We start from the raw sequence: 15,791 nt of genomic DNA on the forward strand, positions 1-15,791 counted from the left end.
GGAGCGCGCGGGACAGGAACGCCCCCGGGCCCGGCTCATCCTTCGCGGTCGACGACGGCGTCGGCGAAGCTGTTGAGGGCCTGCTTCACGGTGGAGTCGGGGAGGTCGGCGATTGCTTCCTTGGCGCGTGCAGACCAGGAGCGGGCGACCTCCCAGGCCCGCTCAGTCACCGGGTGAGCGACGACGGCGGACACGGCCTCCGCGAGCGCCTCATCAGAGCTGAGGTCCCCGTCGACGAGCGTGAGCGCGTCCCGGGCGGCCTCGTCGCCCTGGGCGGCGGCCCCGCGCAGCAGCAGCACCGGCAGGGTGGGAACCCCCTCGCGCAGATCTGTTCCGGGGGTCTTCCCGGAGGCTTCGCCGTCGGCGGCGAGGTCGATGATGTCATCGGCGAGCTGGAAGGCGATGCCGACGGCCTCCCCGTAGTCGTGCAGCAGCTGGGTCTGAGCGCCCTCGGCGCCGCCGAAGTGGGCGCCGAGCCGGGCCGCCGCCGCCACCAGGGAGCCTGTCTTGTCCGCGATGACGCTGAGGTAGTGCTTGTAGGCGTCCTCGCTGCCCTGCGGCCCGACGGTCTCGTGCAGCTGACCCATCACCAGGCGCTCGAAGGTGTGGGACTGGACCCGGGCCCCCTCCTGGGACAGCTCCGCCATCATCCGGGAGGCCCGGGAGAGGATCAGGTCCCCGGTGAGGATCGCCACCGAGTTCCCCCACACCTCGTGGGCGGATGGGGTGCCGCGGCGCAGCGGCGCCGAGTCCATGACATCGTCGTGGTACAGGGTGGCGAGGTGGATCATCTCCATCACAGCCGCCGCCTGCCGGACCTCCGCATTCACGCCGTCGAACAGCTGGGCGGTCAGGACGGTCAGGAGCGGCCGGATCCGTTTGCCGCCGGCCTCGGCCAGGTAGCGGGCGGAGGTGTTGGTGAGCTCATCGTCGGTGGTCAGCGCCTCAAGGAGCTGCTCCTCGACCTGGTCCAGCGCCTCGGTGATGCCGGCGGACAGCGCCTCGTCGGCCGCGAGCACGTCGAAGCCCGCGGGAAGCTTGATGGTGAGTGCATCCGCCGGGGAATCGGTCTGCACAGAGGGATCAGTCATCGCAGGCAACTCTATCCGGCGTCGGGGGTCTTCACCGCGCGGTGGATCGCCACGATCCCGCCGGTCAGGTTGCGGTATCGCACGTCGGACCATCCCACGCCCTCGATCATGCGGCCGAGGAGGTCCTGGCCGGGCCAGGCGCGGATGGACTCGGCGAGGTAGACGTAGGCGTCCGGGCTGGAGGAGACGGCGCGAGCCGCCGGCGGCAGGGCACGCATCAGATACTCCTGATAGATGGTGCGGAAGACCGTGTTGGTGGGGTCGGAGAACTCCATGACGGCGAGCCGGCCCCCGGGCTTGGTGACCCGGAGCATCTCGGCGAGGCCCACGGCCGGGTCAGCGATGTTCCGCAGGCCGAAGCTGATGGTGACGGCGTCGAACCGGCCGTCCTCGAACGGCAGGCTCATCGCATCACCCTGGACGAAGGTCATGTCGGGGCGGCGACGGCGGCCCACGGCGAGCATCCCCTCGGAGAAGTCGCAGGCGACGGCATGCGCCCCGGCGTCGTGGAAGGGCTCGGTGGAGGAGCCGGTGCCGGCGGCGAGGTCGAGGACGTGCTCGCCCGGCTGCACGTCCAGCGCCTCCACCAGGCGTCGGCGCCAGACTTTGGTCCGCCCCATGGAGAGGACGTCGTTGGTGATGTCGTACCGCTCAGCCACATGGTCGAACATGCCGGCGACGTCGTCGGGATTCTTGTCCAGCCCAGCACGGGGTCCTGTGGGATTCACCCCAGCATTCTTGCAGATTCGCCCGACGAGTAGGATTGGCAGGCCATGACCTCCGCGCCCCGTCCCCTGACCCTGCGCACAGTCGAGGTGGATCTTGCCGGCCGCGAGCTCACCGGGCTGCTGGCTGGGCTCGAGCCCTCCGCGGCGTGGGTGCGTGAGGGAGACGGGCTGATCGGCCTGGGCGAGGCGGCGCGCACGACGGCGTCGGGCCCCCGCCGGTTCGAGCGGCTCGCGCAGGTGTGGGACGAGCTGGGGACTGAGCACAGTGACCTGGTGGCTTTCGTCTCGGTGACCTTTTCGGCGGAGTCGGAGTACACCTCGCTGCTGGTGGTTCCAGAAGTGCTGATCCGCACAGACGACGACGGCGGCGCCCGAGTGATCATCACCGATGACGGTCAGGGCGACACCGTCAGCGTCCTGGCCCGGCACGGGCTGGTGCTGGAGGGCCGGTCCCTGCGCCTCGCGGGGCCGGGGACCCCGCCGCCCCTCCCCCGGACTGCCCTGCAGGCAGGCACACGCTCGCAGGCGCAGTACCTCAGCGCGGTGACCGCCGGTCTGAGCGCCATCGGCGACGGGACGGTGGAGAAGCTGGTGCTGGCCCGCGACGTCGTCGTCTCCGCTGATGCCCCGGTTCCCGCGGGGCCGCTGCTGGCACGCCTGGCCGCCGACTACCCGCAGACCTGGACCTACCGGGTGGGGCAGATGCTCGGCGCCACCCCGGAGATGCTCGTACAGCTGCGCGGGGACCGCCTGTTCTCCCGGGTGCTGGCCGGAACTGTGGATCACGCGGCATCGGCCCAGTCGCTGCTCGCCGACGGGAAGCAGCGCCGGGAGCACCACCTCGCCGTCGCCTCCCTGAGGGATCAGCTGGCCCCGCTGACCGACTCCCTGCAGTCTGCGGCAGACCCTCGGCTGCTTGAGCTGCCGAACGTGTACCACCTGGCCACCGATGTGACCGGAACCTTGGCGCGCACGGACGACGACGGGCTACCGGGACCGTTGGAGGTGGCCTACGCGGCGCACCCCACCGCTGCGGTGTGCGGGACGCCCACCGGCGCCGCCGGGCAGCTGATCGAGCAGCTGGAAGGCCTGGACCGTGGGCCCTTCGCCGGGCCGATCGGCTGGATGGACGCCGCCGGCAACGCCGAGTTCGGCATCGCCCTGCGGGGTGGCGTGCTGGAGGAGGAGGCGCACCGGGTGCGGCTCTACGCGGGCGCAGGGATTGTGGCCGGCTCGGATCCGAAGGCCGAGCTCGCCGAGACCGAGTCCAAGCTCCGACCGATGCTCTCGGCGCTGGGGCTGCCCTACACCGCGTCGGGGTAGGCGGCGGCTCGGACCCTGGCGTGGAGGTCCCGCAGACCGGTGCGGTCGGTGCGCAGCTCGATGATCCGGATCCCGATCCGGTCGTCCGGGTGCGCCAGTGCGTCGCCGAGCTCCTCGAGGGTGTCCGCGAACCGGTACTCATGCTGATGGGCGTCGGCGAGCGCCTCGATGTCCACGGTCTGCGGGGTGCCGAAGAGCCGCTCCACCGACTCGGCCTGACCGGGGCGGCGGCCGATGGTGCCATGCTCCAGCTGGTCGAAGATCGCGCCGCCGCCGTCGTTGATCACCACGATGTCCAGGGTGGGGCGGCGTTCGGTGCTGGGGTGCAGCAGGGCGTTGGAGTCGTGGAGGAAGGTGAGGTCGCCGACGAGCGCGGTGACCCGGTTCCCGCCGGCGAGCGCGATTCCGGCGGCGGCGGAGACATTGCCGTCGATGCCGGAGAGGCCGCGCAGCGCGTAGACCCGGCGGGTCGGATCCCGGCGGGTGAGGACGGCGGCGAGGTCGACGTCCCGGATGACGGAGGAGGAGCCGAGCAGCAGGGGGCCGGGGGCTGTCTCGGCGACGAACTGGGCGGCGCGCACAGAGGTGAGCTCGCCGTCGTCGTCACGGAGGACCGAGTCCACGGCGCGCTGCACCGTCAGCCCGGCCTCCTCCCAGGCTTCCGCCCAGCCTTCGGGGGCGTCCCCGGCGAATTCGGCGAGATCGCCGGCCTCGCTGATGACCCGGCGGGGCAGGCGGCTGGTGAACCAGGGCTCGGCGGTGAGCGCGTACTGGACGGCGCGGACGTCTTCCCGGCTGATGAGCTGCTGGACCGGCCGCGTGAGGGTGGGCCGGCCTGCCACGACCACGCACTCCACGGAGCTCACCAGGCTGGCCGTGTCGGTGCCTTCGGGGGCCTGCAGCACCAGCCGGTAGCCCTGAACGGGGCCGAGCTCAGCCCAGCGCGCCCCGGAGGTCGGCTCGGCGAGGACCGGCTGGCCGAGCCGGCGGGCGATGCGGACGGCTTCGGCGGGGGCGTCGTGCCCGAGGACGAACACCGTACGATGCCGTGCGGCCGTCTCCTGAAGCATCCTGGGGGCGCCTTCGGGGGCGCTGTCGTCGAGCCAGGCGACATCGAAGTCCCGGCGGGACCGGCGGTGCTCAGCGGGGCTCAGGGCCGCGGCCGCAGCGCCTGCGGGCGTCAGGGCCGGCGTCCCGGCAGCCGGCCGAGAGGCGTTCGGGACCACCCCGTCGCCGGAACGGTGCGGCCGCTGCCGTCTCCCTGGGGGGATCACGCTCCGGCGGGCCCAGCGTCCGGCGCCTCGCGGTGAGGGAGGCTCGGCCGGCACCAGCGGGTCGGCGAACCCGATGTTGAGGTGAACCGGCCCGGGAGCCTCGTGCCGGCTGCGGGCTCCGGCCTGGCGCAGCAGCAGGGCGACCTGGGCTTCGGCGGCGAGGATGTCGTCGCGGGACTCGGGCTCGAGCCGCAGGTGCCCCTGCCGGATCAGTCCCTGTTCGAGGTGGAGCTCATCCCGGACCCGGCCGGCGAACATGCCCTGCTGCCAGGTGGTCTGGTTGGCGCCTGTGCCGTGCAGCTCCTCGGGCCGGTCTGCGGTGATGGCGACGAGCGGCGCCCCGGCGAGGTCGGCCTCCATGACGGCGGGTGTCAGGTTGCCGGCCGCGGTGCCGGAGGTGGTGACGACGGCGGCGGGCTCCCCGACGGCGAGGGCCAGTCCGAGGGCGGTGAACGCGGCGGAGCGCTCATCGATGCGCATGTGCACGGTGACGGCGCCGAGCTGCTCGGCCTCGGCGAGCGCGTACGCCAGGGGCGCGGACCGGGATCCTGGGGCGACGACGACGTGCCGCAGTCCGGGGGTGAGACCTCGGATGACGCGGCGGGCCAGCCGGAGGGATTCGGCGTCGTGGGAGTCGTCGAACTCGCGGAACGGACGCCGGGGGGAACTCACTCCAGCATCCTACTGGCGAGCACGCGGTGTGCGGCCCGGACGCGGTCGAACCACCAGGCCTGCCGCTCAGGGCCGAGGCGGGCGCGGCCCACCAGCTCCGGGTCCGGCTCGGGCGCAGCGATCACACCGTCCCGCACGGGCACGCCGAGACGACCGTCCGCGGGCAGCAGAGGCGAGCCCACGACGTCGTGCTCGAACAGGGTCACGGTGCCCAGCCCGCAGGCGTAGGGCAGCTGGGGCAGGCGGGAGGCGAGCGCCAGGCCGGCGGTGAGCCCGATGCTGGTGTCCAGGGCGGAGGAGACGACGACGGGCAGCCCGGCCTGCTCCACCAGGTCCAGCGCCCGACGCACTCCCCCCAGCGGCGGGACCTTGAGCACCAGCAGGTCGGCGGCGCCCAGCCGGGCGACCCGCAGGGGGTCCTCAGCTTTGCGCACGGCCTCATCGGCAGCGATCCGCACAGAGTGCCCAGCGGCGTGCAGGGCCTCGCGCAGGCGGGCGAGGCCCTCGACCCCGGGGACGGGCTGCTCAGCGTATTCGAGCCGCCCGTGCGCGGCTTCGGCGATCCGCGGCAGGACGGCGGCGGCCTCAGCGACGTCCCAGCCGGCGTTGGCGTCCACCCGCACGCTGACCCCGGGGAGCTGGTGAACGACGGCGGACACCCGGGCCACGTCGTCGTCGGCGCCCTGCCCCGGCTCGGCGACTTTGATCTTGACCGTGGTGATGCCGTCCCCGTACCGGGCGAGAACCTCCGGGACCCGGTCGGCGGCGACTGCGGGCATGGTCGCGCTGACAGGAACGCTCCCCCGCAGCGGGGCTCCCAGCCCGGTCCAGCCGGCCTCCGCCGCGGCGGCGAGCCATGCCGATGATTCTTCGGCGCCGTACTCGGGGAACGGGGCGAACTCGGCCCAGCCCGCGGGCCCGCGCAGCAGCAGCGCCTCCCGCACCGCCTGCCCGCGGAACCGGGTGCGCATCGGCAGGGAGACGGCGACGGCTTCGTGCAGGAGCTCCTCGAGGGGCGGCAGGTCTGCGACACGGTCCGGCATGCTTCTCACCCTATGTTGCCGCGGGCGGGGCAGAAGCTGGGATACTTCTGTGCATGTCGAGCACGCTGCGTCCGCCTGCCCGCCGCACAGGCCTGTGGATCGCCGGGATCCTGGTGTGCTGCGCCCTGCTCATCGGAACCTATGAGATCTTCGTCCGCACCACGCTCGGCCAGGTGGTGGACACGGTGCCGCGGCTGACCGCCGTGCACTTCGAGCACCCGCTGCCGTACTTGCCGCGGGAGGAGGGCGAGAGCTTCTGGACCGGCCTGTGGATCCTCACCCCGCCGGCGATCCTCTTCGGGCTGCTGGTGCTGACTCGGCAGAAGTTCATCGCCGGGCTGATCGCCCTGGGCAGCGCTGCTGCCGCAAACATCACCACCCAGGTGATGAAGTACGGCTGGATGGAGCGGGAGCCTGTCGAGGACGGGCGGAACGTCTCGGCGTTCCTGACCCAGGCAGACCTGCCGAACTCGCTGCCCAGCGGGCACACCACCCTCGCCGCTTCGGCCGCCGTCGCCGTCTTCCTGGTGGCGAGTCCCCGGCAGCGCCCCTTCATGGGCCTGCTGGCCGCGGTGTGGGCCGGCGGCTGGGGCACCTACATCTTCATTGAGGACTGGCACCGGCCCTCAGACATGATCGCCGCCTACCTGGTGGTGGCGGCATGGGGGCTGATCGCCGGCTGGGCGATCATGCGCGCCGACCCGAACCGCAACACGGTCCTCATCGACAACCCGCCGACGGCTGCTCCGGCGGCGGCGCTGTGCTGGGTTCTCGGAATCCTGTTCACCGCGTCCGCGGGGCTGAGCTTCCTCTTCGGCGGGGGCTGGTCCGGCCTGCTGGACGGCGCTGAGGACCCGACCCTGTGGCACTGGCTGGCGGGTGCGCTGCTCTCCGGGGGCCCGGCATTCATGGTGGCGGGCGCAGGCATCAGCCTGTTCGCCTCAGAGGCCGGCCGCCGCCAGCGCGGAGTCCCCTCCTCCAGCACCCAGGCCGAGCAGATCCGCTACCCGATCCCGGAGAACTTCGCTCACCTCTATCGGGTGTGAGGCCTCCCGCCGCACAGCAACGCCGAGCGGCGTGTCCGGGACGAGGGATACCCTCTGAAGCATGGCCAAGAAGAAGTCCTCCGCGCCTGCCTTCGAGTGCGCCGAATGCGGCTGGCAGACCGTGAAATGGGTGGGCCGCTGCCCGGAGTGCCAGTCCTGGGGCAGCGTGCAGGAGAAGGACGCGGGACTCACCGCCCGCACCGCCGCGGCCGCCAGCGTGGCCAGCCCGGCGACGACGATCGGCGAGGTGGACTCCTCAGTCGCAGAGTTCCGTCCCACCGGGGTCGGAGAGCTGGACCGGGTGCTCGGAGGCGGGCTGGTTCCCGGCGCGGTGATCCTCATGGCCGGGGAGCCCGGCGTCGGGAAGTCCACCCTGCTGCTGCAGGCCGCCGCCGCGGTGGCGGAGCGGCACGGGAGCTCCCAGCCAGTGCTGTACCTCACCGGTGAGGAGTCCGCGGCGCAGGTGAAGAAGCGCGCTGAGCGGATCAGCGGGCTCTCCGACCACCTCTACCTGGCCGCAGAGTCAGACCTGGGGCAGGCGCTCGGGCAGATCGAGAGGACCGACCCGCAGCTGACCATCATGGATTCGGTCCAGACGCTCTCCTCCGCGGAGGTGGAGGGCTCCCCCGGCGGGGTCACCCAGATCCGCGAGGTCACCGCAGCGATGATCGAGGCCGCCAAGCGACGGAACATGACCACCATCCTCGTCGGCCACGTCACCAAGGACGGCAGCATCGCCGGGCCCAGGGTGCTGGAGCACCTGGTGGACGTGGTCTGCCAGTTCGAAGGCGACCGGCACTCCCGCCTGCGCCTGCTGCGCGCCGTGAAGAACAGGTACGGGCCCACCGACGACGTCGGCTGCTTCGACCTGGGCGAGAACGGCCTCGAATCTCTGGCCGACCCCTCGGGGCTGTTCGTCTCCGCCATGGCCGAACGCGTTCCCGGCACCTGCATCACCATCTCTCTGGAGGGCCGCCGGCCCCTCACCGCAGAGGTTCAGGCTCTGGTCGCCGAGTCTCAGGCTGCCCAGCCTCGCCGGGCAGTCTCCGGCCTGGACTCCCCCCGGGTCTCGATGCTGCTGGCCGTGCTGCAGCGCCGAGCCAAGCTCGCCGCGCTGATGAAGTCCGAGACATATGTGGCCACCGTCGGCGGGGCGAAGATCAGCGAGCCCGCCGCGGACCTCGCCGTCGCACTGGCGGTGGCCTCCGCCGCGCTGGAGAAGTCCCTGCCCAACAGGTTCCTCGCCTTCGGGGAGGTGGGCCTGGCCGGCGAGGTCCGCCCGGTGACCGGGCTGCAGCGGCGCCTGCAGGAGGCCGCCCGGCTCGGGTTCACCCACGCCCTGGTGCCCCGGGGCGGCGCCGAGGACCCTCCGGAGGGCCTGAAGGTCCGGGAGGTCGGCTCGCTGGCGGAGGCGATGAGCCTGCTGTTCGAGGCATCGTCATAGACTCGTGCATGTGAGCAGCGCCGCCGACTCCTTCAAGCACGCCAGCCGCGGCGGCGTACGCTTCATGCTCACCCACAGCCGGGCCGGCTTCGCCCGGGCGCGGCGCTCTGTGGTTCCGGCCGCGCAGATGACCGCCTCCGGGGTGGGCGCGTACCTGATCGCCGAGCAGCTGCTGGGCCACCATCAGCCGATCTTCGCCGCCGTGGCCGCACTGGTCGCCATGGGGTTCACCAAGGAGCCGCGCGGCCGGAAAGTCATCGAGGTCGCCGCCGGCTGCACCCTGGGCGTATTCATCGCCGACATGCTCGTCCACTTCTTCGGCCAGGGGTGGCTGGTGGCCGTCGGGGTCGTCTTCCTCGCGGTGATGATCGCGAGATTCCTGGACTCGGGGGCCACCTTCGCCATGCAGATGGGGCTGCAGGCGCTCCTCGTGGTGGTGCTGCCGGCCCCGGAGGACACCGCGCTGGGCGTGTTCAGCCGCAGCGCTGACGCCATGGTGGGCGGGGCCACCGCCCTGGCCATCGCCCTGCTCACCCCCAAGGACCCGCGCTCGGAGCCGGTCCGGGAGCTGAAGGGAGTCACCGGGGACCTCACCCGTGCCCTGCGGGAGACCGCAGCAGCGGTGCGTGACGGCGACTCCCGCGAGGGCTGGCATGCGCTCATCCGGGCCCGCGGCACCCAGCCGAAGATCGACGAGGTCACCAAGGCGGTCACCACCGCCCAGGAGCTCACCCGCTACTCGCCGGCCCACCGGCGGCACCGGCACTACATCCGCCGGATCGAACGCACCGCCGACAAGCTGGACCTCGCCGTGCGTTCCCTGCGGGTGGTGGTGCGGCGCTCGATCAGCAGCATCGACCACGCCGCCCTGGACACCGCCGGCGCGGAGAACCTGGCCCGCCTCCTCGACGAGCTCGCCGACGGCACCGCGCTGCTCTCCCGGGCGGTCGCGGAGTCCGGGCCCGGGTTCGACCGAGGAATGGAGGCCGCCGCGAAGTCTCTGGCTGCTGTGGCCGCCCAGCTGCACCCCCAGCGCCTCGGCATCCACAACCTCGAAGGCGACACCATTGTCCTGCTGATCCGCACGATGGTGGTGGACCTGTTGGAGGCCACCGGCATGGAGCATGACGAAGCTGACGCCCATCTCCCCGTGCTTGGTTAGGATTGCTTCGATGAGCAACGAGCCGACCGAGTACAGCTTCGGACGGGACCGATGGCAGCAGTCCTCTGAACAGCCCCCGGCAGCAGTCCGCCGCCGCTACGGGCTGGACGGCTGAGCGCCGCCACTGTGTCTGAAACCCTCTGCCCCCCGGAGCCGGAGCAGGTTCATGGGCCGGTGATCGATTGGTTCCACGCGCAGAAGCGTGACCTGCCATGGCGCCGGCCGGACTGCTCTCCCTGGGGCGTCTTCGTCTCTGAGGTGATGCTGCAGCAGACCCCGGTGAACCGGGTGCTGCCTCGGTGGGAGGAGTGGCTGCGCCGCTGGCCCACCCCTGCCGTGTGCGCGGAGGCATCGGCGGCGGACGTTCTCACCGTGTGGGACCGGCTGGGGTATCCGCGCCGTGCCCTGAGGCTTCAGCAGGCAGCGGCGGCGATGGTGGAGAGGCACGACGGCGAGGTGCCCGGCACCCGAGACGAGCTCCGCGCCCTGCCGGGGGTGGGTGAGTACACGGCGGCGGCGGTGGCCTGCTTCGGTTTCGAGGAGCCGGAAGTGGTGGTGGACACGAACATCCGCCGGGTGCTGGTTCGTATATTCGAGGCCCAGCCGCTGGCGGGCAAGACCTATACGGCGGCTCAGCGGAGGTTGGCGCACGAGGTGTTCCCCGACCCTGCGCTCGACGAGGGCGGGGTGGCGTGTGCCTGGAACATCGCTGCGATGGAGCTGGGGTCGCTGGTGTGCACGGCAAAGTCCCCGACGTGCGAGGTCTGCCCCGTGCAGGAGATGTGCGCGTGGGTGGCGGCAGGCTCCCCCGCTCCGACGGAGGAGCAGAAGCCCCGCGGCCAGGCCTGGCACGGAACCGACCGTCAGGTCCGCGGCGCGATCATGGCCGCCTTGAGGGAGGCTGCCGCCGCGGGCCAGCCCCCTGAGGAGCACGTTCTCCTGGAGTCTCTTCCGCTGCCGGATGCCTCAGCCGAACAGCGCCGTCGCTGCCTGGACTCCCTGCTGGCCGACGGCCTCGCCGAACGGGCACAGGAGAGCCCCGGGAAGGTCACCCTCCCCGGGGCTCTATCCTGATGGCTCAGCTCCTGATCGGATGAGTCCGATCAGGCCTCAGCTTTCGATGGCTGCGGGCTCCTGACCTGCCTCGAGCTCCTCAGCGGGCATCTTCCAGTCGAAGGTCAGCTCGCGGCTGGCACCCTCGCCGGTGAGGCCGATGCTGATCTCCGCGCCGTGCGGAATGTCGCCGTAGAGGATCCGCTCGGAGAGCTGGTCCTCCACCATCGACTGGATGGCCCGGCGCAGCGGGCGGGCACCCATTGTCGGGTCATAGCCCTTCTCTGCGAGGAACTCGCGGGCCTCCTGAGCGACCTCCAGGGTCATGGCCTGCTCGGACAGGCGCGACCGGAGGCGGTCCACGAACAGGTCCACGATCTTTACGATCTCGGACTGCGCCAGCTGCGGGAAGACGATCGTGTCATCCACACGGTTCAGGAACTCAGGCCGGAAGTGCTGCCGCAGCTCCTGGCTGACCTTGCCCTTCATCCGCTCGTAGTTGGTGGAGGTGTCCGCGTTCGAGGTGAAGCCGGTCATCACACCCTTGGAGATGTCCCCGGTGCCGAGGTTGGTGGTCATGATGATCACGGTGTTCTTGAAGTCCACCACTCGGCCCTGGGAGTCGGTCAGGCGACCGTCCTCCAGGATCTGCAGCAGCGAGTTGAACAGGTCCGCGTGGGCCTTCTCCACCTCGTCGAAGAGCACCACGGAGAACGGCTTGCGCCGGACCTTCTCGGTCAGCTGGCCGCCCTCCTCGTAGCCGACGTACCCCGGAGGGGCGCCGAACAGACGGGAGACGGTGTGCTTCTCGCTGAACTCAGACATGTCCAGGGTGATCAGCGAATCCTCATCGCCGAACAGGAACTCCGCCAGAGCCTTGGCCAGCTCGGTCTTGCCGACGCCGGTGGGCCCGGCGAAGATGAACGAGCCGGAGGGCCGGTTGGGGTCCTTCAGGCCGGCGCGGGTGCGGCGGATCGCACGGGAGAGGGACTTCACGGCCTCGTCCTGGCCGATGACCCGCTTGTGCAGCTCCTCCTCCATCCGCTTCAGGCGGTCGGACTCCTGCTCGGTGAGCTTGAACACCGGGATGCCGGTGGAGAACGCGAGCACCTCCGCGATCAGGTCGCCGTCGACCTCGGCGATCTCGTCCATGGAGCCGGACTTCCAGGCCTCCTCCTTGGACTCCTTCTCCTCGATGAGCTTCTGCTCGTCGTCCCTGAGCTTCGCGGCGCCCTCGAAGTCCTGGGCGTCGATGGCGGCTTCCTTCTCCCGACGGACGTCCTCGATCCTGGTCTCGAACTCCTTGAGCTCCGGCGGCGGGGTCATCTTCTGGATGCGCAGCCGGGCGCCAGCCTCGTCGATCAGGTCGATCGCCTTGTCCGGCAGGAAACGGTCGTTGATGTACCGGTGGGCGAGGTTGGCGGCAGCCTCCAGGGCCTCCTCAGTGATGGAGACCTTGTGGTGGGCCTCGTAGCGGTCACGCAGCCCGCGGAGAACCTGCACGGTGACCTCCACGGTCGGCTCATCCACCTGGATGGGCTGGAAGCGACGCTCCAGCGCGGCGTCCTTCTCGATGTGCTTGCGGTACTCGTCCAGCGTGGTGGCGCCGATGGTCTGCAGCTCGCCGCGGGCCAGCATCGGCTTGAGGATGTTGGCGGCGTCGATCGCGCCCTCAGCCGCACCAGCCCCGACGAGGGTGTGGATCTCGTCGATGAACAGGATGATGTCGCCGCGGGTCTTGATCTCCTTGAGGACCTTCTTCAGGCGCTCCTCGAAGTCGCCGCGGTACCGGGAGCCGGCCACCAGGGAGCCGAGGTCCAGGGTGTAGAGCTGCTTGTCGCGGAGGATCTCAGGCACATCGCCGTTGACGATGTCCTGGGCGAGGCCCTCGACGACGGCGGTCTTGCCGACACCGGGCTCGCCGATCAGGACAGGGTTGTTCTTGGTGCGGCGGGCCAGGACCTGCATGACGCGCTCGCGCTCGTAGTCGCGGCCGACCACCGGGTCCAGCTGGGCCTCACGCGCGGCCGCTGTGAGGTTCCGCCCGAACTGGTCCAGCACCACGGAGCCTGCAGGCTGCCCCTCGGATCCGCCGCCGCCGACCCCGGCGCCGGCCTTCTCCTTGCCGCCCTGCTCACCGCCGGAGTAGCCGGAGAGAAGCTGGATGACCTGCTGGCGGACCTTGTTGAGGTCAGCGTTGAGCTCCACGAGCACCTGGGCTGCCACACCCTCACCCTCACGGATGAGGCCGAGCAGGATGTGCTCGGTGCCGATGTAGTTGTGACCCAGCTGCAGCGCCTCGCGCAGCGACAGCTCCAGCACCTTCTTGGCGCGCGGGGTGAAGGGGATGTGGCCGGAGGGGGCGTTCTGGCCGGGCCCGATCTTCTCCTGGACCTTCTCCCGCACGCCCTGCAGCGAAATGTCGAGGGATTCCAGCGCCTTGGCGGCCACGCCCTCGCCCTCGTGGATCAGTCCGAGCAGGATGTGCTCGGTGCCGATGTAATTGTGGTTGAGCATCCGGGCCTCTTCCTGGGCCAGGACGACGACGCGGCGGGCGCGGTCAGTAAATCTCTCAAACATGGCCAACAGACACTCCTTGCATTGTCGTTCCTGACCTCAACAGTAAGGGAGCCGGAGCCCGGATGCTCCCCTGTTCGCCACAGGGAAAAGCTGGGGGCCCGGAAGCGTGTGCTTCCGGGCCCCCAGCGTGAGAGGAAAGCTCACTATTTCTTCTTCGCCGCGCGGTAGGCCTCGACGATGTCGCGGTGGAGGCGCCCACGCTTAGCAACGGTGTAGCCGTTCTCCACGGCCCACTCACGAATCTGCTTGGCCTCGTTCTGCGGAGACGGCGGACCGATGGTGCGGGCTTTGCGCTTGTACTTCCGCAGCACGTCCCGCAGCTCCTTGGCGTGCTCCTCGTTCAGATCAATCTCGTAGAACTGGGAGTCGATGCCGAAATTGACGGTCTCCTTGGCAGGAGTGCCGTCCAGATCATCGATAAGAACTTCTTCAACCTTCTTAGCCATGGGCTAAATTCCTCACTGATCAGCGATTTTTAAGCCTGATACCCACCCCCGGGTGTTCCGTTCAGGCCAATGAATGTGACTTGTCCTGCCATGACACCACGGCGGGACTGTCATATCAGTATTTCAGGAGAATTACTGGCCAGTCAACCCAACAGAAAACTCAGTATTTACGAGCAAGAATTACAGTAAATCTGCAGCTTCTCATGTGTGACCGGCGTCATTATCCGGCTTAGTCTCTTCCCGAATCTGAGCCTCAGTGGCGCGCTCTGCCCGGTCAGCACGGAAAATCGCGCGGATAACGAACCAGAACAGAAGCCCCACACCAATGGAGGGGGCCAATGCGGAGAAATAGTCCCAGAACTCTTCGCCCATGGTTTCCTTCCTAGGAGCCCTTCACCTCGGGCTTGAGGAGGGGGAACAGGATTGTCTCCCGAATTCCAGCGCCGGTGAAAAGCATCACCAAGCGGTCAATGCCCAACCCCAGGCCGCCCATCGGCGGAGCGCCGTACTCCAGGGCGCGCAGGAAATCTTCGTCCAGCTGCATGGCTTCCTCATCACCCGCGGCGGCCTTCTCCGACTGCTCCACGAATCGCTCCCGCTGGACCACCGGGTCGATCAGCTCAGAGAACGCAGTGCCCAGCTCGCTGCCGGCGATGATCAGGTCCCAGGCCTCAATGACCCCGGGCTTCTCCCGGTGCTCACGAGCCAGAGGCTGAGCCGCAGGGGGGTAGTCGCAGACGAAGGTCGGCTGAATCAGGGTCGGCTCCACGATCTCCCCGAAGAGCTCCATCACCAGCTTCTCCGCGTTCCAGTCCGCAGACACCGAGACGCGATGCCTCTCAGCGATCTCCCGGAGGGCCTGCTCGTCCGTGCCAGGAGTGACCTCCTGGCCCACAGCCTCAGAAAGCCCTGGGTAGACAGACATCCAGGCCCACTCGCCGTCGAGGTCCACAGTGCCGGCCTCCGTCTCGATCTGCCGGTCCACGCCTGCGGCGTCCGCGGCGGCCAGGATCATCTCCTGCATCCGCTGCGCCATCGTGTACATGTCCGCCCACGCCTCATAGGACTCCAGGGTGGTGAACTCCGGGGAATGGGTGGAGTCCACGCCCTCGTTGCGGAACACCCGGCCGATCTCGAACACTCGGTCGATGCCGCCGACCACGGCCCTCTTGAGGTACAGCTCCGTGGCGATCCGCAGCGTCATCGGCTGGTCGAAGGCGTTCAGGTGCGTCTCGAAGGGCCGCGCCTGAGCACCGCCGTGGACCAGCTGCAGAATCGGGGTCTCCAGCTCCACGTACTCCCGAGAGTGCAGGGAATCCCGGATCGCGCGGGTGACCGCCGCACGCCTGTGGACCATCTGGCGGGCCTCGTCCCGGACGATCAGGTCCGCGTAGCGCTGACGCACCCGGGTCTCCTCGTTCAGATCCGCGTGCAGAACCGGAAGCGGCCGCAGAGCCTTCGATGCCATGGCGAACGACGTCGCCATCACTGACAGCTCGCCGCGGCGGGACATCACCACATCCCCGGTGACCTGCACATGGTCTCCCAGGTCCACCAGCGCCTTCCAGTCAGCCAGCGCCTCCTCGCCGAGCTCCGCCAGAGACAGCATCGCCTGCAGGCGGACGGCATCACCGGAGGGTCCGGACTCCTGCAGCGTGGCGAAGCAGAGCTTGCCGGTGTTGCGGATGAACATCACCCGTCCGGTCACCGAGACCGTCTCGCCGGCGGACTCCCCCGCCTCGATCCTGCCGTCGAACCGCTCACGGACGCCAGCCAGCGACGTCGTGCGCGGCACGGTCACGGGGTAGGGGGCCACACCCTTCTCGAGCAGGCGGGCGCGCTTGTCCGTCCGAACGGCACGCTGGTCGGTGTTGTCCACAGTGTTCTCGGCGGCGGGGGCGTCAGAAGTCACCGGGTCAGTCTAGTTGC

At 69.9% G+C, this 15,791-nt stretch carries 13 protein-coding genes; 5 read left to right on the plus strand and 8 right to left on the minus strand.

Annotation, left to right across the window (positions count from 1 at the left end; translation table 11 throughout):
* Window positions 1-35: 35 nt before the first annotated feature.
* Window positions 36-1,091, minus strand: a complete 1,056-nt coding sequence (locus tag FWJ47_RS01485; protein ID WP_147103195.1) for a polyprenyl synthetase family protein — start codon at window positions 1,089-1,091, stop codon at window positions 36-38.
* Window positions 1,092-1,102: 11 nt separating this feature from the next.
* Entirely contained in the window at window positions 1,103-1,819 is a 717-nt protein-coding gene (locus FWJ47_RS01490; RefSeq protein WP_281289229.1) for a demethylmenaquinone methyltransferase, read from the minus strand.
* Between the two features lie 45 nt (window positions 1,820-1,864).
* On the opposite strand from FWJ47_RS01490, the gene FWJ47_RS01495 reads away from it, so the two are divergent.
* Window positions 1,865-3,142: an isochorismate synthase gene (locus tag FWJ47_RS01495; protein WP_147103197.1), complete on the plus strand. Its 1,278-nt coding sequence runs from the start codon at window positions 1,865-1,867 to the stop codon at window positions 3,140-3,142.
* On the opposite strand, the gene menD is transcribed toward FWJ47_RS01495, so the two are convergent.
* Together menD and FWJ47_RS01505 are read right to left on the minus strand one after the other, a co-directional pair.
* A complete protein-coding gene (menD, locus tag FWJ47_RS01500; RefSeq protein WP_147103199.1) occupies window positions 3,124-5,088 on the minus strand; it encodes a 2-succinyl-5-enolpyruvyl-6-hydroxy-3-cyclohexene-1-carboxylic-acid synthase in 1,965 nt (654 codons plus the stop codon). The two genes, FWJ47_RS01495 and menD, sit on opposite strands and share 19 nt — an antisense overlap.
* On the minus strand, window positions 5,085-6,131 hold the full coding sequence (locus FWJ47_RS01505) for an o-succinylbenzoate synthase (protein ID WP_147103201.1): 1,047 nt from the start codon (window positions 6,129-6,131) through the stop codon (window positions 5,085-5,087). The genes menD and FWJ47_RS01505 overlap by 4 nt, the downstream gene beginning before the upstream one ends.
* A 53-nt stretch (window positions 6,132-6,184) precedes the next feature.
* Here FWJ47_RS01505 and FWJ47_RS01510 point away from each other — a divergent pair, with 53 nt between their 5' ends.
* The 4 genes from FWJ47_RS01510 (at window position 6,185) to FWJ47_RS01525 (ending at window position 10,857) form a co-directional block, all read left to right on the plus strand.
* Window positions 6,185-7,177, plus strand: coding sequence for a phosphatase PAP2 family protein (locus tag FWJ47_RS01510; RefSeq protein WP_147103204.1), 993 nt, complete (start codon window positions 6,185-6,187; stop codon window positions 7,175-7,177).
* 61 nt (window positions 7,178-7,238) lie between these two features.
* Window positions 7,239-8,621, plus strand: a complete 1,383-nt coding sequence (radA, locus tag FWJ47_RS01515) for a DNA repair protein RadA (RefSeq protein ID WP_147103206.1) — start codon at window positions 7,239-7,241, stop codon at window positions 8,619-8,621.
* Between the two features lie 10 nt (window positions 8,622-8,631).
* Complete coding sequence (locus FWJ47_RS01520) at window positions 8,632-9,783, plus strand: FUSC family protein (RefSeq protein WP_246126112.1); 1,152 nt, start codon at window positions 8,632-8,634, stop codon at window positions 9,781-9,783.
* Window positions 9,784-9,909: 126 nt separating this feature from the next.
* Window positions 9,910-10,857, plus strand: a complete 948-nt coding sequence (locus FWJ47_RS01525; RefSeq protein ID WP_246126113.1) for an HhH-GPD family protein — start codon at window positions 9,910-9,912, stop codon at window positions 10,855-10,857.
* Window positions 10,858-10,893: 36 nt separating this feature from the next.
* On the opposite strand, the gene FWJ47_RS01530 is transcribed toward FWJ47_RS01525, so the two are convergent.
* From FWJ47_RS01530 to lysS, 4 genes are all read right to left on the minus strand, one after another.
* Window positions 10,894-13,416, minus strand: a complete 2,523-nt coding sequence (locus FWJ47_RS01530; RefSeq protein ID WP_147103211.1) for an ATP-dependent Clp protease ATP-binding subunit — start codon at window positions 13,414-13,416, stop codon at window positions 10,894-10,896.
* A gap of 143 nt (window positions 13,417-13,559) precedes the next feature.
* On the minus strand, window positions 13,560-13,862 hold the full coding sequence (locus tag FWJ47_RS01535; RefSeq protein WP_147103213.1) for a histone-like nucleoid-structuring protein Lsr2: 303 nt from the start codon (window positions 13,860-13,862) through the stop codon (window positions 13,560-13,562).
* A 201-nt stretch (window positions 13,863-14,063) separates the two neighbouring features.
* Entirely contained in the window at window positions 14,064-14,234 is a 171-nt protein-coding gene (locus FWJ47_RS11975; protein WP_170228425.1) for a hypothetical protein, read from the minus strand.
* A 10-nt stretch (window positions 14,235-14,244) separates the two neighbouring features.
* Window positions 14,245-15,774, minus strand: coding sequence for a lysine--tRNA ligase (lysS, locus tag FWJ47_RS01540; RefSeq protein WP_147103215.1), 1,530 nt, complete (start codon window positions 15,772-15,774; stop codon window positions 14,245-14,247).
* Window positions 15,775-15,791 lie beyond the last annotated feature (17 nt).

The sequence above is a fragment of the Nesterenkonia populi genome (assembly GCF_007994735.1).
GTDB lineage: Bacteria > Actinomycetota > Actinomycetes > Actinomycetales > Micrococcaceae > Nesterenkonia > Nesterenkonia populi.

What these genes read in the sequence shown, in the direction of transcription:
- FWJ47_RS01510 (WP_147103204.1), top strand. Translation starts at nt 6,185, where the DNA reads ATGTCGAGCACGCTGCGTCCGCCTGCCCGCCGCACAGGCCTGTGGATC.
- FWJ47_RS01530 (WP_147103211.1), bottom strand. Translation starts at nt 13,416, where the DNA reads ATGTTTGAGAGATTTACTGACCGCGCCCGCCGCGTCGTCGTCCTGGCC.
- FWJ47_RS01495 (WP_147103197.1), top strand. Translation starts at nt 1,865, where the DNA reads ATGACCTCCGCGCCCCGTCCCCTGACCCTGCGCACAGTCGAGGTGGAT.
- FWJ47_RS01485 (WP_147103195.1), bottom strand. Translation starts at nt 1,091, where the DNA reads ATGACTGATCCCTCTGTGCAGACCGATTCCCCGGCGGATGCACTCACC.
- FWJ47_RS01505 (WP_147103201.1), bottom strand. Translation starts at nt 6,131, where the DNA reads ATGCCGGACCGTGTCGCAGACCTGCCGCCCCTCGAGGAGCTCCTGCAC.
- radA (WP_147103206.1), top strand. Translation starts at nt 7,239, where the DNA reads ATGGCCAAGAAGAAGTCCTCCGCGCCTGCCTTCGAGTGCGCCGAATGC.
- FWJ47_RS01535 (WP_147103213.1), bottom strand. Translation starts at nt 13,862, where the DNA reads ATGGCTAAGAAGGTTGAAGAAGTTCTTATCGATGATCTGGACGGCACT.
- FWJ47_RS11975 (WP_170228425.1), bottom strand. Translation starts at nt 14,234, where the DNA reads ATGGGCGAAGAGTTCTGGGACTATTTCTCCGCATTGGCCCCCTCCATT.